The 25,908-nt window shown below is 39.5% G+C and carries 24 protein-coding genes and 3 tRNA genes; 12 read left to right on the forward strand and 15 right to left on the reverse strand.

Annotated features, from left to right (window positions below; genetic code table 11):
* Positions 1–68 precede the first annotated feature (68 nt).
* The 3 genes from msuE to ampC all read left to right on the forward strand — a co-directional run bounded on the left by msuE (position 69) and on the right by ampC (position 3,452).
* Positions 69–806 (forward strand): FMN reductase, encoded by a 738-nt coding sequence (gene msuE, locus TOL5_RS20935; protein ID WP_004832030.1) that lies wholly within the window; start codon positions 69–71, stop codon positions 804–806.
* A 45-nt stretch (positions 807–851) separates the two neighbouring features.
* Positions 852–1,970, forward strand: a complete 1,119-nt coding sequence (gene sfnG / locus TOL5_RS20940; protein ID WP_009585143.1) for a dimethylsulfone monooxygenase SfnG — start codon at positions 852–854, stop codon at positions 1,968–1,970.
* 309 nt (positions 1,971–2,279) lie between these two features.
* Entirely contained in the window at positions 2,280–3,452 is a 1,173-nt protein-coding gene (gene ampC, locus TOL5_RS20945) for a class C beta-lactamase (RefSeq protein ID WP_121774061.1), read from the forward strand.
* A gap of 526 nt (positions 3,453–3,978) precedes the next feature.
* Here the strand turns inward: ampC and TOL5_RS20950 are convergent.
* Positions 3,979–5,163 (reverse strand): acyl-CoA dehydrogenase family protein, encoded by a 1,185-nt coding sequence (locus TOL5_RS20950; protein WP_121774060.1) that lies wholly within the window; start codon positions 5,161–5,163, stop codon positions 3,979–3,981.
* 169 nt (positions 5,164–5,332) lie between these two features.
* Complete coding sequence (gene acs / locus TOL5_RS20955; RefSeq protein WP_009585117.1) at positions 5,333–7,276, reverse strand: acetate--CoA ligase; 1,944 nt, start codon at positions 7,274–7,276, stop codon at positions 5,333–5,335.
* Positions 7,277–7,569: 293 nt separating this feature from the next.
* Here acs and TOL5_RS20960 point away from each other — a divergent pair, with 293 nt between their 5' ends.
* Together TOL5_RS20960 and TOL5_RS20965 are read left to right on the forward strand one after the other, a co-directional pair.
* A complete protein-coding gene (locus TOL5_RS20960; protein WP_121774078.1) occupies positions 7,570–8,151 on the forward strand; it encodes a DUF805 domain-containing protein in 582 nt (193 codons plus the stop codon).
* 123 nt (positions 8,152–8,274) lie between these two features.
* Positions 8,275–9,279 carry a mechanosensitive ion channel family protein gene (locus TOL5_RS20965; RefSeq protein ID WP_004832039.1) on the forward strand — a complete coding sequence of 335 codons (1,005 nt, stop codon included), beginning with the start codon at positions 8,275–8,277 and terminating at the stop codon, positions 9,277–9,279.
* Here the strand turns inward: TOL5_RS20965 and TOL5_RS20970 are convergent.
* The 5 genes from TOL5_RS20970 to prfB all read right to left on the reverse strand — a co-directional run bounded on the left by TOL5_RS20970 (position 9,262) and on the right by prfB (position 14,307).
* On the reverse strand, positions 9,262–9,975 hold the full coding sequence (locus TOL5_RS20970) for a 16S rRNA (uracil(1498)-N(3))-methyltransferase (protein ID WP_121774059.1): 714 nt from the start codon (positions 9,973–9,975) through the stop codon (positions 9,262–9,264). The two genes, TOL5_RS20965 and TOL5_RS20970, sit on opposite strands and share 18 nt — an antisense overlap.
* 71 nt (positions 9,976–10,046) lie before the next feature.
* Positions 10,047–11,327, reverse strand: coding sequence for a 3-deoxy-D-manno-octulosonic acid transferase (locus TOL5_RS20975; RefSeq protein ID WP_162987664.1), 1,281 nt, complete (start codon positions 11,325–11,327; stop codon positions 10,047–10,049).
* A 349-nt stretch (positions 11,328–11,676) separates the two neighbouring features.
* A complete protein-coding gene (locus TOL5_RS20980) occupies positions 11,677–12,735 on the reverse strand; it encodes an alkene reductase (protein ID WP_121774057.1) in 1,059 nt (352 codons plus the stop codon).
* Positions 12,736–12,771: 36 nt separating this feature from the next.
* Positions 12,772–13,071: an ArsR/SmtB family transcription factor gene (locus TOL5_RS20985; protein WP_009585144.1), complete on the reverse strand. Its 300-nt coding sequence runs from the start codon at positions 13,069–13,071 to the stop codon at positions 12,772–12,774.
* A 140-nt stretch (positions 13,072–13,211) separates the two neighbouring features.
* Positions 13,212–14,307, reverse strand: a protein-coding gene (gene prfB, locus TOL5_RS20990) for a peptide chain release factor 2 (protein ID WP_100250478.1) whose coding sequence is annotated in 2 segments (ribosomal slippage) — positions 13,212–14,234 and positions 14,236–14,307 — 1,095 coding nt in all. Because the reading frame shifts where the segments join, the coding sequence is not laid out codon by codon here.
* A 484-nt stretch (positions 14,308–14,791) separates the two neighbouring features.
* Here prfB and TOL5_RS20995 point away from each other — a divergent pair.
* Positions 14,792–15,559: a putative porin gene (locus TOL5_RS20995; protein WP_009585116.1), complete on the forward strand. Its 768-nt coding sequence runs from the start codon at positions 14,792–14,794 to the stop codon at positions 15,557–15,559.
* Positions 15,560–15,642: 83 nt separating this feature from the next.
* Here the strand turns inward: TOL5_RS20995 and TOL5_RS21000 are convergent, their stop codons facing one another.
* The 4 genes from TOL5_RS21000 to TOL5_RS21015 form a co-directional block, all read right to left on the reverse strand.
* Positions 15,643–16,563 (reverse strand): restriction endonuclease, encoded by a 921-nt coding sequence (locus TOL5_RS21000; protein WP_046760499.1) that lies wholly within the window; start codon positions 16,561–16,563, stop codon positions 15,643–15,645.
* A 393-nt stretch (positions 16,564–16,956) separates the two neighbouring features.
* Positions 16,957–18,525, reverse strand: coding sequence for a glutamine-hydrolyzing GMP synthase (gene guaA / locus TOL5_RS21005; protein ID WP_004832057.1), 1,569 nt, complete (start codon positions 18,523–18,525; stop codon positions 16,957–16,959).
* A 120-nt stretch (positions 18,526–18,645) separates the two neighbouring features.
* On the reverse strand, positions 18,646–19,272 hold the full coding sequence (locus TOL5_RS21010; protein ID WP_121774056.1) for a hypothetical protein: 627 nt from the start codon (positions 19,270–19,272) through the stop codon (positions 18,646–18,648).
* A gap of 116 nt (positions 19,273–19,388) precedes the next feature.
* Positions 19,389–19,805, reverse strand: a complete 417-nt coding sequence (locus TOL5_RS21015) for a DoxX family protein (RefSeq protein ID WP_009585111.1) — start codon at positions 19,803–19,805, stop codon at positions 19,389–19,391.
* Positions 19,806–20,001: 196 nt separating this feature from the next.
* Between TOL5_RS21015 and TOL5_RS21020 the strand changes: the two genes are divergently transcribed.
* Positions 20,002–20,652 carry a DedA family protein gene (locus tag TOL5_RS21020; protein WP_004832063.1) on the forward strand — a complete coding sequence of 217 codons (651 nt, stop codon included), beginning with the start codon at positions 20,002–20,004 and terminating at the stop codon, positions 20,650–20,652.
* A 73-nt stretch (positions 20,653–20,725) separates the two neighbouring features.
* On the opposite strand, the gene TOL5_RS21025 is transcribed toward TOL5_RS21020, so the two are convergent.
* From TOL5_RS21025 to TOL5_RS21040, 4 genes are all read right to left on the reverse strand, one after another.
* Positions 20,726–21,139, reverse strand: coding sequence for a hypothetical protein (locus TOL5_RS21025; protein ID WP_121774055.1), 414 nt, complete (start codon positions 21,137–21,139; stop codon positions 20,726–20,728).
* 13 nt (positions 21,140–21,152) lie between these two features.
* Entirely contained in the window at positions 21,153–21,989 is an 837-nt protein-coding gene (locus TOL5_RS21030; RefSeq protein ID WP_005034655.1) for a ParA family protein, read from the reverse strand.
* An 84-nt stretch (positions 21,990–22,073) separates the two neighbouring features.
* On the reverse strand, positions 22,074–22,466 hold the full coding sequence (locus tag TOL5_RS21035; protein ID WP_121774054.1) for a SirB2 family protein: 393 nt from the start codon (positions 22,464–22,466) through the stop codon (positions 22,074–22,076).
* A gap of 18 nt (positions 22,467–22,484) precedes the next feature.
* Positions 22,485–22,793, reverse strand: a complete 309-nt coding sequence (locus tag TOL5_RS21040) for a BolA family protein (protein WP_004832071.1) — start codon at positions 22,791–22,793, stop codon at positions 22,485–22,487.
* 217 nt (positions 22,794–23,010) lie between these two features.
* Between TOL5_RS21040 and TOL5_RS21045 the strand changes: the two genes are divergently transcribed.
* The 5 genes from TOL5_RS21045 to TOL5_RS21065 all read left to right on the forward strand — a co-directional run bounded on the left by TOL5_RS21045 (position 23,011) and on the right by TOL5_RS21065 (position 25,891).
* A tRNA-Gly gene (locus tag TOL5_RS21045) sits at positions 23,011–23,083 on the forward strand.
* 47 nt (positions 23,084–23,130) lie between these two features.
* Positions 23,131–23,206, forward strand: a tRNA-Gly gene (locus TOL5_RS21050).
* Between the two features lie 46 nt (positions 23,207–23,252).
* Positions 23,253–23,328, forward strand: a tRNA-Gly gene (locus tag TOL5_RS21055).
* Between the two features lie 892 nt (positions 23,329–24,220).
* Entirely contained in the window at positions 24,221–24,973 is a 753-nt protein-coding gene (locus TOL5_RS21060) for a class II aldolase/adducin family protein (protein WP_005034660.1), read from the forward strand.
* A 6-nt stretch (positions 24,974–24,979) separates the two neighbouring features.
* Positions 24,980–25,891: a C-terminal binding protein gene (locus TOL5_RS21065; RefSeq protein ID WP_009585126.1), complete on the forward strand. Its 912-nt coding sequence runs from the start codon at positions 24,980–24,982 to the stop codon at positions 25,889–25,891.
* Positions 25,892–25,908: the final 17 nt, after the last annotated feature.

Raw genomic sequence — 25,908 nt, forward strand, 5'->3', positions numbered from 1 at the left:
TTTTACCAATCTCACTGAATATAGATAAATGAATGGCATTCCGAGATTCAATTTATTAGGTTGCCAACATGTCTATTTATACTCAACAAAAACCCTTAAATATTGTTGCTGTATCAGGGGGCTTAAATAACCCTTCAAAAACAGAAAGTTTAGTTCAAGCCATTTTAGATGAGCTCGGTCAAGCAACTCCGATCAATGTGCATTTTATTAAATTCAGTGAAATTGGTCATTTACTGGGTGGTGCAATTTACCGTAATCAGCTTCCACAACGTGTACAAGATGATTTAGCAGCAGTCGAAGCAGCAGATGCCTTGATCGTGGGTACGCCTGTATACCGTGCGTCATTCACAGGTTTATTTAAACATTTCTTTGACTTTGTTGAACAAACAGCACTGGTGGATGTGCCGGTATTACTGGCTGCTTCAGGCGGAAGCGATCGCCATGCATTGGTATTGGAACATCAGCTTCGTCCATTATTTAGCTTTTTTCAAGCTCAAACCCTACCGATTGGTGTCTATGCAACCGATCGTGATTTCACACCTGAATACACCATAAAAAGTGAACATATTCAAGATCGTATTACTTTGGCTGTTGCACGCGCATTGCCAATTTTGGAATGGGCTCCTGCAAAAGGGCAACGTGCTGAGGTTGTCAAAGCTAAGACGGAACAAGCCAATCAAAACTTAGGGATTAACAAACAAATCGAGCAAGATGAGGTACTACCTTCAGCTGCAATCCCAAACTTGGATGCAGCAGAAAACCGTCTTCATGCAAAATCCAAATCACCACAATCACAGGTTGCTTAATTGCAACCTTGTTGCCGCAGATAATAAAAAATAGAGGGTCATGTTATGTCACAGTTTTCATCAAACCATACTCCAGCCATTAAGTTTGCATATTGGGTGCCCAATGTCAGCGGTGGTTTAGTGGTCAGTAATATTGAACAACGTACCGACTGGAGCTATGACTATAATGTCCGCTTAGCACAAGCGGCTGAAAAAAGTGGTTTCGAATATGCCCTCACCCAAATTCGTTTCACCGCAGGCTATGGCGCTGAAAATCAACATGAGTCTGTAAGTTTTAGCCATGCTTTATTGGCGAAGACGGACAAATTAAAAGTGATTGCTGCAATCCTACCTGGTCCATGGAAACCTGTTTTAGCGGCCAAACAATTGGCAACGATCGACTATCTGACTAATGGTCGTATTGCCATTAATGTGGTGAGCGGTTGGTTTCGTGGTGAGTTTGATGCCATCGGTGAACCATGGCCTGAACATGATGAGCGCTATGTCCGTTCTGAAGAATTTATTCGAACTTTAAAAGGAATATGGACTACAGATAACTATAGTTTCGATGGTAAATATTATCAGTTTAAAGACTACACCTTAAAACCAAAACCTTTGCAAAAACCGCATATTGAAGTGTTTCAGGGAGGAAGTTCTCGTGCAGCACGTGATATGGCATCTCGTGTATCTGATTGGTATTTTACCAATGGCAATACTCCTGAAGAATTAAAAAAGCAAATTGATGATATTCGAGAAAAAGCCAAGCTGAATGGTCATTCAGTAAAAATTGGGGTCAATGCTTTTATTATTGCCCGTGATACAGAGCAAGAAGCCAAAGCAGTATTACAAGAAATTATTGATCAAGCCAATGTTGAAGCAGTCAATGCTTTTGGTGATGCAACCCGTGAAGCAGGTGCCGCCTCTAAAGAGGGCGAAGGTAACTGGGCAAAATCAACTTTTGAAGACTTGGTGCAATATAACGATGGCTTTAAGACCAATTTGATTGGCACACCGCAACAGATTGCTGAACGAATCGTTGAGTTAAAAAGTGTGGGCGTCGACCTCGTTCTTTCGGGCTTCTTACATTTTATTGAGGAAGTTGAATATTTTGGAGAAAAAGTGCTGCCTTTGGTACGTCAACTTGAAGAAACTCAAAAAGCGCAAATTACTGCGAAATCAGCCTGATCATTTCTAGCGCCAGAGTTTGTGCCGTAGAAAACAACAATAAACAACTAAAACAAAATTTGCAGCTTATCCCTCATGACTCGGCTTGAGGGATTTTTTTTTGACATCGCTAAAGTTTCATGGTCGTTCAGTATGAACAGCCCTATCAGCTATAAAATATCGTTCTTCACCGATTGATTTGTTTTAATCATCTATTTTGCTTCAAGTATTTATCTCGACATACATATACTCAACAAGCTTGATCTTGGAAAATCTCTAATCCACATTAAAATAATTTCTTTTTGCCTGTATAGATTGGAATAAATGGTTATGGCTCTTTTAAAGAAAACAAAAACGATCTTTTACGTCCTGATCAGTAGCATGGGACTGACGACTTATGTAAATGCCAATCAGCAAATAACCACAGCAAAGGTTGAAAATGCAATGACTCAGGCATTTCAGCCCTTAATGCAAAAATATGCAGTACCCGGGATGGCAATTGGAGTACTGTACCAAGGCAAAAGTTATGAAAAATACTATGGTGTACAATCACTTGCTGACAAGAAATCAGTCAATAAAAGTACCCTGTTTGAATTAGGCTCTGTGAGTAAACTGTTTACTGCAACGGCGGGCAGTTATGCGCAAAGTTTATCTAAACTATCACTTCAAGACCATCCAGGAAAATATTTACCTGCATTAAAAAATTCAGAAATTAATCAAGTCACACTTTTGCAGTTGGCAACCTACACCACGGGTAATCTGCCATTACAATTTCCTGATCAAATCAAAACCGATGCACAAACGCTTAAATACTTTCAAGATTGGAAGGTCAATCAACCCGTTGGTCAATTTAGACAATATTCAAACCCTAGTATCGGGTTATTTGGTGAAGCTACTGCAAAAGCCATGAACATGCCGTTTAGCACATTATTAGAGCGAGTTATCTTTCCTCAACTTCAGCTCCAACATAGTTATGTCAACGTCCCAAAAGCACAACAAGCCCAGTATGCTTTTGGCTATGATCAAAACAATCGCCCAATTCGAGTTAATCCGGGACCTTTCGATGCTCAAGCCTATGGAGTGAAATCAAACCTTCCTGATCTACTACAGTTCTTAAAATTGAACTTAAATCCAGATCAAGCGAAGGCATCCATTCGACCTGCAATCGAAGGAACGCATATCGGTTACTTTAAAATGGGAGGGATGACCCAAGCACTTGGATGGGAAACTTTCGACTATCCAGCAAGCTTAGAAACATTATTAGAAAGCAACTCTGACCGTGTGGTGATGCAATCAAACCCAGTTGAAAAAACACTGGTCAAATCAGGGGCAAGAGTATTCCATAAAACAGGATCAACAAATGGTTTTGGAACCTATCTGATTTATATTCCTGCGGAAAAATTTGGCTTGGTCATGCTGATGAATAAAAGAATTGCAAATGCCGAACGTATTCAAGCCGCTTATGAAGTATTGAATACCTTGAAACAGACATCTCATCCTTAACCTTTCTTGATTGTCGAAGTGAGGTACGCCATGTACCTCTCAGCGATTCAAAGCTTGTGCGCAGTCTCAACTTCTTACCTGTAGTCAATTTTTTGAAAAAAAATACAGTAAATATAATTTTTAGACCAATAAATTCAATATGATAAATATATTGTTTGATAATCTAAAGCTTGCAATACCACACTTTAGATCTATAGTTTAAATCGGTTTGCGTAGGCAATGCTTCACTTTTCAGAGATGAAAAGATAACAAAAATCTTTCGTTTAAAAGGGTTCTTGCACTGCAAACAAAGCAGTGCTTTGTTTTTGCTCATATACCCCCGCCCAACATGGCGACATCCATGTCGCCTCACGATAGCAAGACTGTCTGTGAATCAAAAAAATACAAAAAACTGTTTATGCAAAACTTTCAAAAATCCATATAAAAAGCATATGCTTGTTTGAAGATAAATCACTTGTATGAATAATCAGGTGGTTTGACTATATCTAAGTTTGGTTACATAGACAAATGGAATGGCTGAACTTAGTCAAGAATAAAAACTTGGATCAGGAACTTTTCCTGTCAACACCCACTCCCCAACCTCTTGATATTTATAGTCGATTGGATCATGTAAAGTTTGTGTGCGTACATTTCGCCAAAAACGGTCTAAATTCAATTGTGCTGTGGTTGCACGCGCACCCAAAACTTGAAAAATATTTTGGGTCACGAATAGTGAGCTATTCGTAGCAGCAATTTTTGCAGTCGCAATTGCGATTGACACCTGACCCCGTTGCTGTTCAGTTAAATCTTCACCAATATTCCAAGCCGCTTGCAATGCTTCAACTGCCTGCTCTGTCAGTAAGCGTACGCTTTGTAGCTGGACATAAAAATCAGCAAAATGCGTTTGGATATACGGATCATGTATCGCTTGCTCAGCCAAAGATTTTGACCATGCTTTTTGTGTTTGTATCGATTGTCGAGCGACTTCAAATGCACCCTCTGCGACACCTAGGAAAAGATGCACAAAAATCAATTGAGCAATCAGTGGACGTAAACTTGAATACGGCGTACTTAATGGTCCAGGATTTAAAAGCAACTCATTTTTATATACTTTCACTTGTTCAAAATGGCTAGTTCCACTGTCTGTCTGACGTTGTCCCATATTGTTCCAATCCCCTAAAAAGCTTACTCCTTCTCGTTGGGTTGGAATCACAGCAATCAGCAACTGATCTGCATCATTAAAACCAGAACACAGTAAAATATCTGAGTCTATGGAACCTGAACAGAAACTTTTATCACCATGAAAAATAAATTCATTTTCAGACACTTGCTGAACAGTAGTTCGTTTATCTAAAGGGTTGAGCGTATTACCCCAAAATAAATGTTGTTGCACAGTTTGCTCAAACCATTGCTGATACTGCTCAGGTTGAGCAAAGAGCTGAACGGTGGCGATCAATAAATGATGAAAAGCATAGACATGTGCTAAGGAACTATCCACTTGAGCAATGGTTTGAACTGTCTGAAAAATTGTCTTCCAATCTGCGCCTTGCCCACCATATTGTTGTGGAATAGCCAGGCTCAATAAACCACTTTTGCGGATCAAATCACGTTCAAACTTCGGATTGCCTCCTGCTTTGTCTCGCTCAGCTGCTGTTTGTGCAAATTGCTTTGCCAGTTCTTTTGCAATATTCAAAGCCGAAAGATTTAAAACAGATTGTGGTGCATTCATCATTTTAACTCTTATATCCAATTTATTGAGCTTAGCAGATCAAGCAAGATGACCTTATCACAATGCTTGCGTTACTTATTCGATCCTTTGAAAATAGCACTTAAAAAATACCGCCAGTATTGAGCTGACGGTATCAAACTTTAGCCTAACCAAAAGCTACTCGCGAGCTTGATCAAGTGTGAGCTTTGACTTCTGTAATCAATTGATCCACTACACTTGGATCCGCCAAAGTCGAGGTATCGCCTAAACTGTCTAATTCATTGGCAGCAATTTTTCTTAGAATCCGACGCATAATCTTACCTGAACGGGTCTTTGGTAAAGCCGGTGCCCAATAAATGGCATCTGGTGTTGCGACAGGTCCCAATACTTTACGAACCCAATTGACCAGTTCTTTACGCAATTCTTCTGTTTCAGCCTCGCCCGCTTGTAAGGTTACATAAGCTGCAATTCCTTGCCCCTTGATCTCATGAGGCATACCCACTACGGCAGATTCAGCAACTTTTTCATGCGCTACCAACGCACTTTCAATTTCAGCCGTACCTAAACGATGACCTGAAACATTCAATACATCATCGACGCGCCCAGTAATCCAGTAATAACCATCTTTATCCCGTCGTGCACCATCACCTGTGAAATAACTTCCAGGATAGGTTGAGAAATAGGCTTCAATAAATCGCTCAGGATCTCCCCAAATGGTGCGCATTTGCCCCGGCCAAGAATCTTTGATAATCAAGTTCCCTTCAGCTTCTCCTTGCAGTTCCTGACCTTCTGCATCAACCAGCGCAGGTTGTATTCCAAATAAAGGACGTGTTGCAGAACCTGGTTTTAGTGCAGTTGCGCCTGGCAATGGTGAAATTAAAATTCCGCCTGTTTCGGTTTGCCACCATGTATCGACAATCGGACAACGGCTTTCACCCACTACGGTATAATACCAATTCCAAGCTTCAGGATTTATTGGTTCGCCTACTGAGCCCAATAAACGCAAACTACTGCGGTCACTCTCACGAACGAATGCATCACCCTCACGCATCATGGCGCGAATTGCTGTCGGTGCTGTATAAAGAATCGTAATATTATGCTTATCGACAATATGTCCAGTACGTGCCCAAGTTGGATATTGTGGAATCCCTTCAGACATTACTGTGGTAGTACCGTTAGAGAGTGGTCCATAAAGCACATAAGAATGCCCTGTAATCCATCCAACATCAGCAGTGCACCAAAACACATCATCTTGCTTAATATCAAATACTTCTCTAAAGGTTGAGTTCACATAAGTCAGGTAACCTCCTGTAGTATGTAAAACACCTTTCGGTTTTCCTGTGGAACCTGAAGTATATAAGATAAATAAAGGATCTTCGGCGTTCATGGCTTCTGGCGGGCAGATGTCTGTCACCGTCATAATTTCCATGTGATACCACAAATCGCGTCCCTCTTTCATCTGAATAGGGTGCCCAGTACGATGGACGACAATCATTTTTTCAACAGAACTGGTCCCCGCAAAAGTCAAGGCAGCATCCACATTTTCTTTCAATGGGATAGTTTTTCCGCCACGCATCCCCTGATCAGCGGTAATGACTAATTTAGCTTGACTGTCATCAATTCGGCTGGCCAAAGAGTCAGGAGAGAATCCTCCAAAAACCACACAATGCACCGCCCCTATACGTGCACATGCCAACATCGCGATTGCAGCTTCGGGAATCATCGGCATATACAAAATGACCCGATCACCTTTGGTTATCCCGTTTTTTTTCAATACATTGGCAAAACGACAGACTTCATCATGCAGCTCTTCAAAAGAAATAATTTTATGTCGTGATGGATGATCACCTTCCCAGATGATTGCAGGTTTAAGTGGATGCTCTTTGAGATGACGATCTAAACAGTTGGCACTGACATTCAACTCACCATCCGCAAACCATTCAATCTTAAAATGATCTTTGTCAAAACTGGTATTTTTAACTTGAGTAAATGGTTTGATCCAATCCAGTTTTTTTGCTGCTTCTGCCCAAAACTCGTCTGGATGCTCCACTGACTGTTGATAACGTTCAAAATACTCTTGTTCATTGGTTCTTGCGGTTTTTACAAATTGTTCTGGAACTGGATATATTTCGTTCATATTCTGCTTCCTTGATCTGTCATCTCATCACGAGATGTATGCCTACGTTATTGATTTTATTTGCTGCATGTGTTCAGTATTACGATAGCGCAATTTGATTAACAATTGTGCTTTGGTCGTAGACACGGGGGTCACTTTAACCATCGGAAAATGTTAAGTCATTTGCCAAAACATTCGAATTTTCAATATCTATGTCGCTTTTTTGATCTTATAATTTGTGGTGATAAGTGCATATGGTTTTTTTCAGAAAAAAACATTTCCTTACTGAATTTCTTCAACTGGACACAATCATCATGCAAACACAAGAATCCTCTTCATTTTTCTCAAAACAGGTCATTCCACAAACTGATCATCCACTATCGATACACGGTCGTTTTAATCGTTTGAGTTATATTGCTTGGTTCGGGATCTTACAGCTGTTTTTTACTTTTGCACTGTTGAGTCTAAGTGTGATGCTGGGAATTTTGAATTTGGATTCAATGCATTTCAGCCAACATGCCATCCATTCTCTTTCTACACTCAGTCAAATGAGTTATATCTTATTGAGCTGCACATATTTATATTTCATGTTCGTGGTAGTGATTCGTCGACTTCATGATCGCAATAAATCAGGTTGGTGGATAGTGCTGTGTTTGATTCCAATCATACAGTTTTTTATGGCATTTTATTTGCTCTTTGCACGTGGTTGCAGCAAAGCCAACCGTTTCGGTCATCCCCGCCCATCTGCATTCATTGAAAAATTACTCGCTTGGTTGATGATCATTAGTTTTGTGATTGGATTATTTGCATCCACCAGTATTGTGTCTTTTATGGTAGGTACAGGAGAAATTGGCAGTCCCACTACGATCATTCAAAAGAGTACTGAATATTTTTAAAGCGGATTGACTTTGCAATCAACTTTATCAATGCTGGTAAAATTCTCATCAATATTATTTTATTTTTCGGTTATACGAAAAACTGTAATCAAGGCTTAACTTCTTTAAAATTTCAGGCAAAATATGCCAATTATTTTATTGGACATCATTGTGGCTGAAGATGCAAATGCATTGAGTACCGTTGCGCAAGACACGACTCAATTGATTAGTTCTGCAGGTGAAAAAACTGCGCAAACGGTAATTCAACATACCGAAAAATATAAAGATGCATACACAACCATTGATAAATTTGTAGATGGTTTTTGGGAGCGTATGCCTTATTTATGCATTGCGTTGATTGTCATCACCATTTTTTGGTTATTGTCAAAGCTGTTTAAATTTTTTGTTCGTCGAACACTCGAAAATCGCACCTACACACGCCAAAATTTAGTTTTAGTATTGAACCGTGTAGGCAGTACAGCAATTATATTTTTTGGTTTTTTAATTGCCATGGTCATCGCAATTCCTGGTTTTACACCCGGTCAATTGATGAGTGCCTTGGGGATTGGTTCGGTTGCGATTGGTTTTGCCTTTAAAGATATTTTCCAAAATCTACTTTCAGGTATTTTAATTCTTTTAGGTGAACCATTCAAAATTGGCGATGACATCATCGTGAATAACATGGAAGGTACGGTTGAAGATATTCAAATCCGTGCAACCTTCTTACGTTCACCAGATGGTCGCCGTATTGTGATTCCCAATGCGACAGTCTATACCAGCGCAGTCACGGTCAATACGGCTTATCAGCGTCGTCGCTGTGAATTTGTGGTCGGTATTGGCTATGAAGATGATGTACAAAAAGCCAAAGATATTATTCTTAAATTACTGGATAAAGATCAACGTATTTTGAGCCAACCGGGCTTTACTGTAAACGTAACTGCTTTAGCTGATTTCTCAGTCAATTTAACAGTTCGTTGGTGGGTAGACACCACTCAAGTTGTCACTGCTGCATCGATCAGTCAAATTCAAGAAAATGTACTTGAAGCCTTTGCAGAAAATAATATTTCTATCCCTTACCCAGTTCAGGAAGTCAAAGTATATCGTGGTGATCCATCTAGCGACGATCTTGAATCAGCTCGTGCTAAATAAGCGTCCAATGACATAAGGAATCGCAGTTTCAGTGCGTAGAATACGGTTGCCTAAGCTGACAGCTTGGCAGCCGTTTTTAATGAGCAAATCAATTTCATAGGGAATAAAACCGCCCTCTGGACCAATAATTACAGTACATGCATGGTCAATCGCAAAAGGCATCTGTTGTTCGATATAAGGATGTGCCACATAAGCTGGGCTGTGTGCGTGAATCAACTGTGGTAAAACATCTTCCACAAAGGGCTTAAAGCGTTTATATAATTCTATTTTTGGGGCAATGGTATCCCCAGCTTGCTCCAACCCCAACGTTATGTAGTGTTCAATTTGTTGTAAAAAAGGCGTTTGCCAATAGCTTTTATCGACACGATAACTATGTATAAGTATAATCTGCTGCACGCCCATTGTGACTGCATCCATGATCAAACGCCGCAATACTTTCGGACGTGGTAGAGCGACAATCAAAGTCATGGGTAGTTTTGCAGGAATGGCTTCTTTTTGAATCGGTCTAATTAAAATCTCTTGTTCAGAAACAGCAATGATTTCCGTTAAATAGCGATCTCCATCTCGGACACCTACTTTCAATGTATCGCCAACCTTGACCGCGAGATGACGATGTAAATGTTCAAGTTGTCGATTGGAACTGATTTTCCAAATATCGGACTGCGTTTGACGAGGGTCGAGAAGAACAATATTCATAATAAAGTCTGGTTCATTTGGCTTGATGCATTGCAATTTTTTACAACAACGGATTTCACAACAATACCGAATTATAGATAGCGATCAATCACGGCAATATGCTTCTGTAAAGAACCTTTATTACGATTCAATACTTCAACTGCATGCTGACTCAAATGGTGGGAAAAATCCTGATCTTCCAAGCAGCGAACCAATAGCGCAACAACCTCATCGACTGTTTGTCCAACTTTCACAGCATCTGCCTGTAAGAATTCATCTACGATTGCTTGGAAATTAAAATAACGTGGTCCAATCACAGTAGGAACATCTAAAACCATTGGTTCCAAAATATTATGACCACCCCCCGGTTCATTTAATGAGCCACCAACAAAACACGCTCGGCTCAAGGCATACCACAACCACATTTCGCCCATGCTATCGGCCAAATAAACTTGAGTATCCGTTTGGATTGTCTGTTCTAAACTACGACGATGGGTGATTAAATCTAAGCTTTGCGCTGTCGAAAAAACATTATCAAAGCGTGCAGGATGACGGGGTACAACAATCAATACCCAGCCTGGATAACGTTCTAAGTATGGCTTAAATGCCATCAGTAGTTTTTCTTCTTCAGGCGCATGCGTACTGGCAATGGTTATAATTTTTCGATTACTCAAATGCCAATCATGTTGAAGCTGTTCAGCCTGTTGTAAAAATTGCACTGGTGCAGAAATATCGAATTTAATACTTCCAACCACTTCTGTTTTAACTTGCTGAATACCTAAATCAACAAAACGCTGCTGTGTCGCTTGATCCTGTGCCAATAAAAAATCCATTTTTTGTAGCATCGGTAAAGTCAGACTTGGTGCTTTGGCATAACCTTTGGCTGACTTTTCTGAAAGTCTGGCATTGACCAAAATACACGGCACTTTAAATTGTTGGCTTTGATCAATCAGATTAGGCCAAAGTTCTGTTTCAACTAAAATCAGCAGTTTTGGCTGGTTTTTTTGATAAAAATCAGCAATCAGATGCTTCTGATCCGCAGGTAAATATACCGCTTGAAAAAGCGACTGATACGGTGCTTTTAAAAATAATGACTTTGAGCGCGCTTGTCCTGTTTTTGTTGTATTGGTCACTAAAACAGCATGACCTGCCTTTAGATAATGCTCAATTAACGGTTGTGCTGCATTGGTTTCACCTACAGAGACACAGTGAAACCAAATTGCATGTTGATTTTTTACTGATTGAAATGGACCAAAACGTTCGAGACATTCTTGTTGGTATTCCGCCATATTTTGTGCACGTTTTTTAATTCGCCAACGATACAAAGGTTTGACGATTGCAAGTGCTGCGTTATACCAGAAAGGAGTAGCCAAACAGAATGCCTCTATACAAATCAATGGGCAAATATAACAGAGCATTATTCAGTTGTTAATGAATAATATTTAACGATTTGTTGTCACGGCACTGAAAAACTTTTTGCTAAAGCCAAGACATCTAATCCATTAGTACAAAAGCATGCTTTGTTTAGCTAATCAGAAATGAAATCTGATCGGAATTTTATGGGTTGAAGCATAGATATTTATACTACAACCCAATCTGATCTTTTGCGATTGCGATATGAACGAGATCCTATGATGCAAAGCTTTGCATATTTTAGCTACATGAAGTCAGCTACATACGCTCTAGTAAAAAATCGTTTTAGCTTATAAAACAACAATGCGATTAAGCTAAAGCTGGATAATCAATATAGCCTTCTGCTGTTTGCGAACCAATCATATTTTCAAGCACCAATTCATTCAAAGGTGCATCTTGAACCAAGCGCTCAAACAAATCAGGGTTGGCAATATACGCCTTACCAAATGACACAGCATCTGCCTGACCGGATGCTAGTAATTGAATCGCATCTTCACGACTTAAACGCATATTGGCAATATACGGTACGCCACCTGAACGCTGCTTCATATATTGACTGATACTGTCTTCAGCCAAATACTCACGGGTAAAGAAAAATGCAATTTTACGCTGACCAAGTTGCTCAAGTGCATAACCAAAAGTTTCACGTGGATCAGCGTCACCCATATCATGTTCATCGCCACGCGGTGCGAGATGCACACCAACACGACCTGCGCCCCATACTTCGATTAAAGCATCTACTACTTCGAGTAAAAAACGGACGCGATTTTCTACCGAACCACCATATTCATCCTCACGATGATTGGTTGAACTTTGTAAGAATTGATCGATCAAATAACCATTGGCTGCATGTAATTCCACACCATCAAAACCTGCTTGTTTGGCTTTGATTGCAGCTTGTTTATATTGTTCCGTAATGCTGTGAATTTCAGAAATTTCTAAAGTACGTGGAATCACATAGTCACGTTTAGGACGTAGTAGACTGACCTGACCTGCTTGCTGAATCGAACTCGCAGATACAGGGGTTTCACCATTAAGTAAATCTGGATGTGAAACACGACCAACATGCCATAACTGCGCCACAATTAACCCACCTCGATCATGCACTGCTTGAGTCACAGGTTTCCATCCTGCTACCTGTGCTTCAGTAAATAATCCAGGGGTATTGAGATAGCCATTGGCTTCTTCTGAAATGACAGTAGCTTCAGAAATGATTAAACCTGCACTAGCACGTTGTGCATAGTATTCAACCATCATTGCTGTAGGTACACGATCAGCGGTGGCACGGCTACGCGTTAATGGAGCCATCACCACACGATTTTTGAGATGTAAATCGCCAAGTACAAGGGGAGAATTGAGTTCAGCCATATTTGCCTCATCACTCGCTGTCCCGAATTTGAGACCTTAAAGCGAGTTTTGTAGATAATCAATATATTGCTGAATGAGCGCTTCATTGCGTGAAAAGTATGACCACTGACCATATTTTTCTGCCTGAATTAATCCTGACTGTTGTAAAACAGACAAATGATTTGACATAGTAGATTGAGAGACATTACCGAGTCTTTCGATATTCCCTGCACACACACCACGCCCAAAGCCACCGCACTGCTCTTCAGACAAATATTGTTGTGGGTTTTTAAGCCACTCCAAAATCTGACGTCGAGTCGGATTCGCCAATGCTTTAGAAATTAAATCAATATCCATCTTAGACACATTCAATTCAGAGCAAAGCTCCATTCAGCATCTTTGCATTTAATATATCGCATTTTTTCGATTTTAATATCGATTTTTTTAGATATATTGCAAAAATACAGATAAAGCTTTGCTTTTGTTAAAATTTTAAATTAAAGACCTTGTTTTAAACTGGCTTCAATAAATTTATCCAGATCACCATCCAATACTGCACCGGTATTTGAGTTTTCTACGCCTGTACGTAAGTCTTTAATACGAGAGTCATCCAATACATATGAACGAATCTGACTTCCCCAACCGATATCCGATTTGGAATCTTCAAGTGCTTGAGCTGCCTCATTACGTTTACTCATTTCCAATTCGTATAATTTGGCACGTAATTGTTTCCAAGCATGGTCACGGTTGGCATGTTGTGAACGTTGGTTCTGACAAGCCACCACAATTCCTGTTGGTGCATGAGTTAAACGGACGGCTGAGTCTGTTTTGTTAATGTGCTGACCACCCGCACCTGATGCACGGTAGGTATCTGTACGCACGTCAGCAGGATTAATATCAATTTCAATATTATCGTCAACTTCAGGTGAAACAAATACCGCTGAGAATGAGGTGTGACGGCGGTTACCAGAGTCAAATGGTGACTTACGGACTAAACGGTGCACACCTGATTCGGTACGTAACCAACCATATGCATACTCACCTTCTACACGAATTGTTGCAGATTTGATACCCGCAACATCACCATCAGATTCTTCCATCAACTCTGCTTTAAAGCCATGACGTTCAATCCAACGCATATACATACGTAACAGCATAGAAGCCCAATCTTGCGCTTCGGTACCACCAGAACCTGCTTGGATTTCTACATAGCAAGGATTCGGATCCATTGGATTACTAAACATACGACGGAATTCAAGTTTTGCCAACTCTTCTTCAGCCGAGCTCAATTCAGCTTGTACATCAGCCAATAAGCTTTCATCATCTGCTTCAACTGCTAGATCAAGCATAGCTTGGGCGTCATCTAACTGCGTTGCCAAACCTTCTAACACATTGATGACGTTTTCAAGCTCGCCTTTTTCTTTCGCCATAGCTTGTGCACGGCTTTGATCATTCCAGATCGCAGGATCTTCTAACTCGCGGAGAACCTCTTCTAAACGCTCTTTCTTTAGATCGTAGTCAAAGATACCCCCGTAGTGTTAGACCACGGTCATTTAAGTCTTTTAGCTGAACTAGATAAGGATTAATTTCCACGAGTTTTAATCTCACATTTGACGTCTTTTAATTCGCAGGCATTCTACCACAGAGTACAAAAAGTTGAGATATGGCTTTTTATAGTTCCATATAAAGCTCAGTAATGCTCTTCAAACATGAGGGAAATAAATTAATCTTCACAATCTCTTTAATCACTTTGTAACCGTCGATTATGGTGTTCAAAAATGATACTACTGATAAATTAATTAAGAGCTCGTTAATGCCTACATACTTTTTTATTACAAAGTATGTCCATCACTTACCCAAAGCCTACCAATATCCACATTATCTACACAGTTTTAATAAAACAAAACACAATATTTAAGTCATATTTATCATATATTTAATATTAATTATTTACATATACTCACTATTGTTACAGTCTCGTTACCATCACATGGTTGACGATTTTTGAATTTAACCTAGACTCAAAATTGTAACTAAACATGTATAAATCAATTCTTCTTCATAGGGGGCAAATTCCATGAAAAAATTAGCAATTGCATCTGCAATCTTTTCCGTAGCCGCTTTAACTGGCACTGCACATGCTTACCAAGCAGAAGTAGGTGGTTCTTATACTTATAATGATTGGGACAACTCTGATGCTACTCATAACTTCGGTGTAGATGGTACTTATTACTTTAAACCAGTACAAACACGTAACTCACCGTTGAATGAAGCTGCATTCTTAGATCGTGCAAGTAATGTAAAAGCCAATGTAGAATATGCAAAAAACAGCGGTGTAAAAGACAGCCAATACGGTGCTGGTCTTGAATACTTCGTACCAAACTCTGACTTCTATGTAAGTGGTCGTATTGGTCGTGACGAACATGAAGTCGATCGTACAGACATCGACAATAAAGTAACAACTTACGGTGCTGAAGTGGGTTATTTACCTGCACCAGGTTTATTACTTGCTTTGGGTGTAACGGGTTATGACGTTAAAAACGGTGATGACGGCGCAGACCCAACTGTACGTGCTAAATATGTAACTAAAGTGGGTCAATATGATGCTAACTTTGAAGCATTTGGCGCATTCGGTGATTTAGACGAATATAAAGTACGTGGTGACTTATATTTAGATAAAACTTTAAGTGTTGGTGCTGATTACTATAACAATGATCTTACGAAACGTGATGAATGGGGTATTTCTGCGAAGAAATTCTTCAATCAAAACGTAAGCTTAGAAGGTCGTGTTGGTTTCGGTGATGACTACAACACTTATGGCGTTCGTGCGGGATACCGTTTCTAAGTTAAAATCCAAGATGACATTAAAAGCCAGTCACTTGACTGGCTTTTTTGTGTTTGTTTAATACTGTTAATTATATTTAGTACTTAAAAGTTGTCTTCATCAAAACGATCTTGATCTATCTTATAAATATAAAAACTTCTTTCAATCTGAACACCTAAACCGAATTCAATCATTAATGATGTCAATTTATCACCATCAATTAAAACAATTCCGGATTTCTTTGCAGACTCAATAGCCTCTCGGCTAAAACTTGATGTAGTAATAAATACCCCCTTTTTGGCAACTTGATCTGCTAAAGCGCCTTTGAATTGTTGAATATCTGGTCGCCCAACAGTATTCTCCCAACGTTTGGCTTGAACATAAATTTTGTCTAGACCTAAGCGGTCCTCGCTTATAATCCCGTCAATCCCTCCATCACTTGTTTTACCAATTGCTTGAGCCGCATCTTGATGTGAACCGCCATATCCCATTGCAACAAGTAAATCGACAACTAATCTTTCAAAAAATTGAGGTGAGTTATTTTTAACCAAAGTAAGTAGATCTATTTTTAAATCATTCTTTAATAGGTTAGATTGTTGAGTGATTATTTCTGGCGGAGTCAACTCGTCCGAACTTAAATTTATTTCCTCAACATTCTCTTTTCTTAGTTCTTTTTGAGCTTTTAAATTTACTTTTCTAAACTCATTAAATGAATCAAATTGAGATAGATATTTACGATCTAGTTTTTTAAGATTTTTAAGATCTATGCCTCTACCGAGATTAGACAACTTAAAATGCGCTCTTTGTGGATAATCAATAAATCCTGCTTTTTTTAAATATGTCTTTGCCCATTGTAATCTATAAAAAATAACATTCCGCCCATCTTCCATTGTTTCATTTATTTCTTCTTCTGAACAATGTAATTCAAGAATGAGTGCGTCATATGCTTCTTTTAAGCTATAAGTCACATCATTTAGCTGCATAACTTTAAGTAATGGCAACATCAAATCGTAGTGGGTATACATAATTACTCTAATACATTTTTCATTTTTTTAATTATATTAAAAAAAGCGCCTAAGCGCTCTTTTTAAAAGTCATTTCTCGAACCCACTAAAAGCATAGCCCTTGGCATAAAATCAACAAGAAGCTTTGCTTTTAGAAAGCTCCTGCTGCCGCGAGCACAGCTCTTGGCGTAATTCAGGCAAGAAGCTTCGCTTTTAGAAAGCCCCTGCTGCCGCGGGCACAGCCCTTAGCGTAATTCAGGCAAGAAGCGTTGCTTTTAGAAAGCCCCTGCTGCCGCGGGCACAGCCCTTGGCGTAATTCAGGCAAGAAGCGTTAATTTTAAAAAGTCCCTGCTGCCGCGAGCACAGCTCTTGGCGTAAAATCAGCAAGAAGCGTTGCTTCTTGAAACCCTGATTTTACTCCCATTCAATTGTTGCTGGTGGCTTAGAGGATACGTCATAAACAACACGAGAAACATCTTTAATTTCATTCATGATACGTGTCGAGATTTTATCCACCAACTCATACGGCAAGTGAGCAAAACGAGCAGTCATAAAGTCAACAGTTTCAACCGCACGCAGCGCAATGACCCAAGCATAACGACGACCATCACCCACCACACCCACTGATTTTACAGGTTGGAATACAGCGAAAGCTTGCGCAGTTTTGTCATACCAACCACTTGCACGAAGCTCTTGCATAAAGATGTCATCTGCAAGGCGAAGAATATCAGCATATTCTTTCTTCACTTCACCCAAAATACGAACACCTAAACCTGGACCTGGGAATGGGTGACGATACAGCATTTCATGTGGTAAGCCTAAAGTTGTGCCTAAACGACGCACTTCATCTTTAAACAAATCACGAATTGGCTCAACCAACTCGAATGCCAAATCTTCTGGCAAACCACCTACATTATGGTGTGATTTAATCACATGCGCCTTACCATTTTTAGTTGCCGCAGACTCAATCACGTCAGGATAAATCGTACCTTGCGCAAGGAAGTTTACACCATCAAGTTTACGTGCTTCTTCTGCAAATACTTCGATGAATTCACGACCAATAATTTTACGTTTTTTCTCTGGATCAACTTCACCTGCAAGCGCAGATAAGAAGCGATTTTCAGCATCCGCACGAATCACACGAATACCCATGTTTTTCGCGAACATATCCATCACTTGCTGACCTTCATTTAAACGAAGTAAACCGTTGTCAACAAATACACATGTCAATTGATCACCAATTGCTTTATGAAGCAATGCAGCAACAACTGAAGAATCCACACCACCAGAAAGACCTAAAAGAACTTTTTGATCACCAATTTGCTCACGTAATTGTTCAACACGTAAGTCGATGATATTTTCAGAGTTCCAAAGATTACGGCAACCACAGATTCCATGTACGAAGTTAGACAATAACTCTGCACCTTTAGCTGTATGAGTAACTTCTGGGTGGAATTGCACACCATAAAAACGACGAGTTTCATCACTCACTGCTGCAAACGGGCAACTTGGTGTACTTGCAGTCACTTTAAAGCCTTCAGGGATTGCTGAAACTTTATCGCCATGGCTCATCCAAACATTGAGTTTGTCTTCGCCATCGTTTAAATCGCCAAGCAGTTGGTCACGAACCAAGACATCAACGGCAGCATAACCAAACTCATGTACTGTACCTGGTTCTACTTTACCGCCAAGCTGTTCAGACATGGTTTGTAAACCATAGCAAATACCCAATACTGGTACGCCTAATTCGAATACACATTTTGGCGCACGTGGACTACCTTCCTCATGCACACTCTCTGGACCACCCGACAAGATGATACCATTTGGATTAAAGGCACGAATGTCTTCTTCAGACATATCAAAAGCATACATTTCAGAATATACACCAGCTTCACGTACACGGCGTGCAATAAGCTGGCTATATTGAGAACCGAAATCCAAGATAAGGATACGATCTTCAGTAATTTGAGTATTGGTAGTCATGAGTCAACAACTATGCAGGCAAACGAATATAAGCGCCATATTCTATCATTTTTATAAGCTGTACGCACTCCATTCAAGCAAGTTCACAATCTTTCTAAAAAATCATTTTAAATAATCAACTTATAGATTCATTTTCCGTTTAATGATTTCGATCAATTCGGTTGGTGTCATACATCGATTTAAAAAACTTTCTAAACAACCTTCATTCGTCACTTCTCTAAAAAAAACCTCATGATCTGTGCCGAATAGGGTGGGATTTTCAGGACAGGGATCTGAGGCACAAATATATAAATGATCAGGAAAACCATAACGGTAAAAGAGTTGTAAAAGCTCAGGTTTTGGATTTTGAGTCAGTTGGATGATTGCGTTGAGATCAATATCATCGTCTAAAAAGTCATCATTCCATTCTTTAAAATCAGCCGTGCCTTCTTTATAGGGAGTAAAGAGTATGGGTTGCCAAAAGCTTTGCCCTCGTCCTTCTTCAGTCAGTTGATAATATTCTTGAATCAGTTGAGTGAAAAAGGCATCAGGATTTTTATCGAGTTCGGCTTGATGTTGATCGATATATTCACCTAGACCATAAATAGGTTCTTGATCATCCGCTGTTGCCCAAGGCGTATCTTGAGGTCGTTCATATAAAACGCTATTGAAACGAATAGCGCATAAGTCATCTATCCACGATACTCCTTTGATCTGGTCAATATTACCACCAAGCGCTTGTATTCTTTCTAAGATTTCTTTTTTCATTGTGCAAGCTTAAATAAGGTCTTTGACATAGCATAAACCGATTCATCTGTTTGAATAAACCAAAATCAAAACACAAAAAAGCCAGAGGTTGATCTGGCTTGTTTGCATGTTCAGTTTTATTTTTCAATGGCATGATCAATACTGAAACGCCCTGCTCCATGAAGCATTAAGAAAAATAGACCACCCGCCATTGCAAAGTTTTTCATAAAGTTAATTGCATCTGTTTCACCACCGTGGAATAAGAAAGCCGTAATCAAACTAAAAACACCTAAACCAAATGCAGCAAATCGTGCTTGAAAACCAAATAACAACGCTAAACCACCACCAAACTCAACCAAAATTGTTAAAGGCAACATTGCACCCGGTACACCCATAGATTCCATATAACCGACTGTTGCACTATATGCTGTGATTTTTCCCCAACCTGCCACAAGGAAAATATAAGCCATTAAGATTCGAGCAACCAATGCAATGAATGCATTCGTACTCGGCTGATTTACAATATTTTTAACTACAACATTTGGATTAAACATGAGAACACCTAAATTTGTATTTCGTTTTGAAGATGGATATATATTAGTCAGTAAAAATTTTCAGATCGATACCTAAATTTTAAACTTATCGTTTCAAATTAAGAACAATGATAAATTTAAATATTTACTTTTTAATACTGACTTTCATAACTCACACTGCTAGGATTTGTGCACCAATTCGCATAGTTTTTGCCTTATGGATCTGATTGATTTTATTTTGCATATAGATGAGCACCTTTTTGAATTTATTAAAAATTACGGTGTTTGGGTATATGGAATCTTATTCCTGATTATTTTCGTTGAAACAGGTCTAGTGGTCATGCCCTTTTTACCTGGGGACAGCTTACTCTTTGCAGCGGGTGCTTTAGCTGCATCTACAGGTGCAATGGATCCAACCGTTTTAATTGTACTGTTATTTATTGCCGCCGTTCTTGGTGATACTTTAAATTACCATATTGGCAAGTATATTGGTCCACGTGTTTTCGAAATTGATTCAAAATTTATCAATAAAGAACATTTGCTTAAAACCTCACAGTTTTTTGAAAAGCATGGTGGAAAAACGATTATTTTTGCTCGTTTTATTCCTTTTGCCCGTACATTTGCGCCCTTTGTGGCAGGTGCAGGAAGTATGAATTATAAATACTTTCTCACTTATAATGCGGTAGGTGGAATTTGCTGGGTGGGTTCTTTTATTATTTTAGGTTATTTATTTGGTAATATGCCAATCGTAAAAGATAATTTCACCCATTTAGTATTTGGTATTATTATTTTAAGCGTACTCCCTGGCATCATTGGCTATATCCGTCATAAGTTTTTTAACAAACATAAACTGCCAGACAATGAATAAATGACTCGCAAAAGATTCATATAACAACACAGCCGATTTTAAAATCGGCTGTGTTGTTTCTGTTTAAAAGTGTTTATTTTTTTACTTGCTGACGTTTAGGTACATAAGGACAGTTTTTAAATTGAGCTGCTTGTGAAAGCGCATCTTGCTCACCATAGAGGCGAGATAGTTCAGTGTTCTTAGTGTTTGAAGATTGTCCTAAATTCACCGAGATACTTGGACCAATTCCCCAACCCCAGCCACCGCTGCCCCAACCACCACCAACACCTAAACCAACTCCAACACCTGTGCGTTTTGCTGGTTGAACGCCATTATTGATATATTGTTGAATGCGGTTAAATTCTGTTGCCAGTTGCATACAGTTCATGGATTGATACTGCGTTGGTGACACATAGGTCGGCTTCACCGTCGTCGCACATGCAGATATAAGTACCGTCGTTAAGGTAACAACAGCTAATTTAGCAGAAGTCATTTTCAATGATTTCATTACAATCTCGAAATTATTTTTTATCAATCTCATTGAACAATGATTGATAGGCTTGAGTCAATTTATGATCTGTAGCCAAATGAATTAATGGTAGATTTTTATGATGTGACTCTTTCATTAATACGGATGGTGGCAACATATTTTCTAAAACAGGCAAGCCTTCATCTTTGAGTTGCTGGACCACTTCACGCGGTAATTTGGCTTGTGCCTGATATTGATTCACCACAATACCTTCAATTTCAAGGCGATCATTATGGTCATCTTGTGTTTCAATAACATTTTCAATCAAAGTTTGTAATGCTCGTTTTGAGAACACATCACAATCAAATGGAATCAATACGCGATCTGCCGAAATCAACGCAGACAAGGTAAAGAAGTTAAATGCTGGAGGTGTATCAATATAAATACGCTCATATTGATCAGACAAAGTTTGAATAGCATCACGCAGTTTATAAATCTTATGCTTAGATTCTAAAGCATGCTCTAATTCGCCCAAACTCGGACTCGCTGGCAATACATCTAAATCTTTAAATGGTGAGCGATGGATATATTGTTCAAAGCCCTTATTCTTTGTTTTGAGAAGCGTGCCCAGTGCATTACCAATCAGACCTTTTTGCTGATTATTCCCTAGCACATCATTAAAGAAGTTTTCAATATTGGGTTCTAAAGCTGTCTTTTCCGCAGAATAGGTTGCATCATCGCCTAACAAATATTGGCTTGAGTTCGCTTGAGGATCTAAGTCGATCACCAGTGTTTTAAAACCTTGATAGGCACTAATGGCTGCGAGATTTACGGTAATACTTGATTTCCCTACACCGCCCTTTTGGTTAAACACCACACGAGTCAACATATCAATCCCCAATATCTCATTATTTTTAAACGTGTATACAGTTTAACCTAGACCTTATCCAAGTGTGAAATTCATGTCTGACAATCAACTAAAAACTGGTTTAATCATCACCAAGCTTAAGGTTGCAATCAACGCTACTGCTCCAATCACCATACCTGCACGGCGTTGAACCAAAAGCACCGAATCATCTTTTTTATAGGCTTTAATTTGTGAGGAAAGAAAGACAATAAACAGCATGACTTTGGCATAGAACCACGGCTGTACTTTGAAATCATTGATGATTAATAAAGAGATACCCGTGAGCACAATGATTGTCAATGAAAGATGCTGAAAGGCAACCAAGGCAACACGTCCTTTTGGACTTGGCTGTTGACCTTTCGTACCCACAAATAAAGTCACTGCACGTAAAATAAAAACCAGTATGAGTAAGACCACACTGCTCATATGAATAATTTTAACGAATAGATGTATATCCATCTTAAATCGTCCTAAGTGTTATGACTTAGGTGCATGTGCACATTCAGGGCTTGCAGGTGCTTGACCTTGCCATTCACTTGGGATGTAGGCATGAATCGCCAAAGCATGAATTTTTCCAGGGCTAAGGAGTTCTTGAGCGACTGCATAGACCTTTTGATGTCGCTGTACCAAACGTAATCCAGCAAATTGCTCACTGACGATCACCACTTTAAAGTGTGATTCTTTACCCGGAAAATATCCACCATGACCTGAAGACTCATTGATCACTTCTAAATGAGATGGCTCAAGTTGATTTAACTGTTCAATCAATTGCTGTTCTAAACTCATGCGCTTTCCTTTTAGAGATGCCAACGGGTAGATTCCATATTATAACGGATTCTTGATACTTCTCCGTGACTAAAGCTCGACTTTTACAACCAGATTAGAATGTTTTAAATTGAATTTTGAATTTTTTTCATAAAAATGTCTTTATTTTATGCAATTAACCGTGAACCTTGCAGAAAAATCTTGACCCTATCATTTGTTGATGTATTATACACCGCATGCGGGAATAGCTCAGTTGGTAGAGCATAACCTTGCCAAGGTTGGGGTCGGGAGTTCGAGTCTCCTTTCCCGCTCAAATTTTTTTTATTCAGTTTTTTATTTAAAAAATTGGACAGACTCCGCGGGAATAGCTCAGTTGGTAGAGCATAACCTTGCCAAGGTTGGGGTCGGGAGTTCGAGTCTCCTTTCCCGCTCCAAAATTTTTTTTATTCAGTTTTTTATTTAAAAAATTGGACAGACTCCGCGGGAATAGCTCAGTTGGTAGAGCATAACCTTGCCAAGGTTGGGGTCGGGAGTTCGAGTCTCCTTTCCCGCTCCAAATTCAAAAAGCCCTGATCGAAAGATCGGGGCTTTTTTATTGATTCTATTCAAGGTTTATAAAGTTATATCGTCAAAACGTTTAATTTCTCATAAAGCGATGAAAGAATATTTGAAATAAGCAAACCATAGAATCTACTAATATTCCCAACGCTTACGTTTAACCCTTATCTACGATTCTCTATTGGATTAAATCAAGACTATCTCAATTAAAGCTCGATCATGAATTTTTGGGGGTCTACGAGGACATGTACGTTTTTAATTCCAATACGTTTTCTCCAGCTTAAAATAGTATTTTTTATGAATTTCAAATTAAGCAACAACGACTCGAATAGAAAAACGTCCATCACACTTGGCTAAAACTGTCCATCTAAAATGTTCTGAATAACCTATAAAATCTAAGGTCTTAGATTTTATCTGTTTGACTACATTTCATTGTCAAAGTTGATTGGTTTCCAAGTCTCAATCAACCAGATAGATGTTGAGATGACATCTTTGCAGTCACCTGCATCAACAATGTTAGTCTTATTTTTCAAGCTCTATTTTTTTCTTTAAATACTGTCATATGCAGACTAAGCAAGCCAATAATTATTTTTCAGCAAGTGATTTGATTGGCTCCTTTGAGTTTTATCAAATTGGCTCTCGTTTGTCATTCATCTACGCGACATAGTAGAAACAGGAAATTCGTGTAGAGCGCGAGCTGGATTTAATATAACCAGCACAGTAGTTATTACATTAGAGGTGATATTTATATTAGACCTCTTGCATTGGTTAAAATTTGAGCACGGATAAGCTTGGATTTATAAGGTATTGCATAAAGCCTGAATGACCACAAAACTACTTTCAAAAGCGCTCTAGTGTTCGAAAAATAAAGACAAATTGAAGGAATAAAAATGATCAGTGACCCAGCTAAAATCATTGATGATGAAAGCACGTTACGGCGTGATTTGGCTGCTGCCTATCGTTTGGCTGCCATGTTTGGTTGGGAGGACACTTTATATACTCATTTTTCAGCCCGCCTCCCTGGTGAAGGGGAACCACGCTTTCTGATTAATCCATTTGGTCTAATGTTTGATGAGGTGTGTGCCAGTGATCTGATTGTGGTTGATTTACAAGGTAAAGTCATATCAGGACACTCTCCATATAATCCAGCAGGATTTACTATTCATAGTGCCGTACACATGGCAAGAGAAGATGCACATTGTGTTATCCATACGCATACATTAGCAGGTATGGCGGTGGCTGCCAGTGAACAGGGGTTGTTGCCACTCAATCAGATCAGTCTTGAATATTACAATCGGGTTGGTTATCACGATTATGAAGGCGTCGCTTTTAATCTAGATGAGCGTAGTCGCCTCCAGACATCACTAGGCAATAATAGTGCCTTGATTCTACGTAGTCACGGTTTGTTATCAGTTGGAGCAACCGTTGCTGATGCTTTTCAGATCATGTACTACCTGAACCGTGCTTGTGAAATACAATTGGCCGCAAGTCAATTGGCAATACTTGGGCAGGTGCGACAGGTCGAACCTGCTTTATGTCAACATGTGAGTCAGCAATTTCAAGGTGTAGAACATGAGCGTCAAATTGTTTGGCAGGCGTGGTTACGTAAACTAGATCGTATAGATCCGTCATATAAGGATTAATCGAACATGGCAAGAATTGCTATTACCGATACAGGGGGACTTGACTTTACCCCAGGTATTGCTGTGTTGGATGCGGCTGGACATGACACGATTTTGCTTCATGAAGGAGAAGGTTTGCTTACACACTTGGCTGATTTGGAAGGGCTGATTGTCAGTTTTTGCCGTATTGATGCAAGTGTAATTGCAGCAGCCCCATTGTTGAAAGTAATTGTGACCACCACGACAGGGCTAGACCAGATTGACATGCATGCTGCAAAAGCAGCGGGCATTGCTGTTTTTTCACTGCCTAGTCCAGCCACTGAGGAGGTCGCAACACATGCATTGGCAGGCATACTGACGTTGTTGAGAGAAATTCCTGCTGCACGTGAGGCATCAAAGTGTTGGGATTTTAAAAAAATTCCAGCACCTCCACGAATCAGTGAACTCACACTTGCTGTTTACGGTATGGGGCGTATTGCTAGAGAATTGGTCACACTTGCCCTGCCATTATTTGGACGTGTTGTTGCCTATGATCCATATATACCCACTGAGGCATGGCCTATAACGGTTGGACGTGTTGATTCACTCAATGATCTTTTTCAGATTGCAGATGTGCTGACCTTACATGCGCCAGCTACATTGGAGAATCATCATATTGTGAATACGCGCACGATTGAGTTAATGCCTCATGGTGCGTCGATCATTAATGTTGCACGTGGTGAATTGGTGGATACACAAGCACTCATTGCAGCTGTTCAGTCTGGAAGACTGCGTGGCGCATTTCTTGATGTCGTTGATCCAGAGCCTCCTGAAGCAGATGACCCTGTACTGCATGAACCAAGGATTGTGGTAACACCTCATTCAGCTTTTTTTAGTAAAGAAACTGAACTGGCTTATGTCATGCTTGCTGTTGAAAATCTACAGCAAATATTTGAATAAAAAAAGAAAAGGAAAAT

The organism is Acinetobacter sp. Tol 5 (assembly GCF_019702905.1).
Lineage (GTDB): Bacteria > Pseudomonadota > Gammaproteobacteria > Pseudomonadales > Moraxellaceae > Acinetobacter > Acinetobacter bereziniae.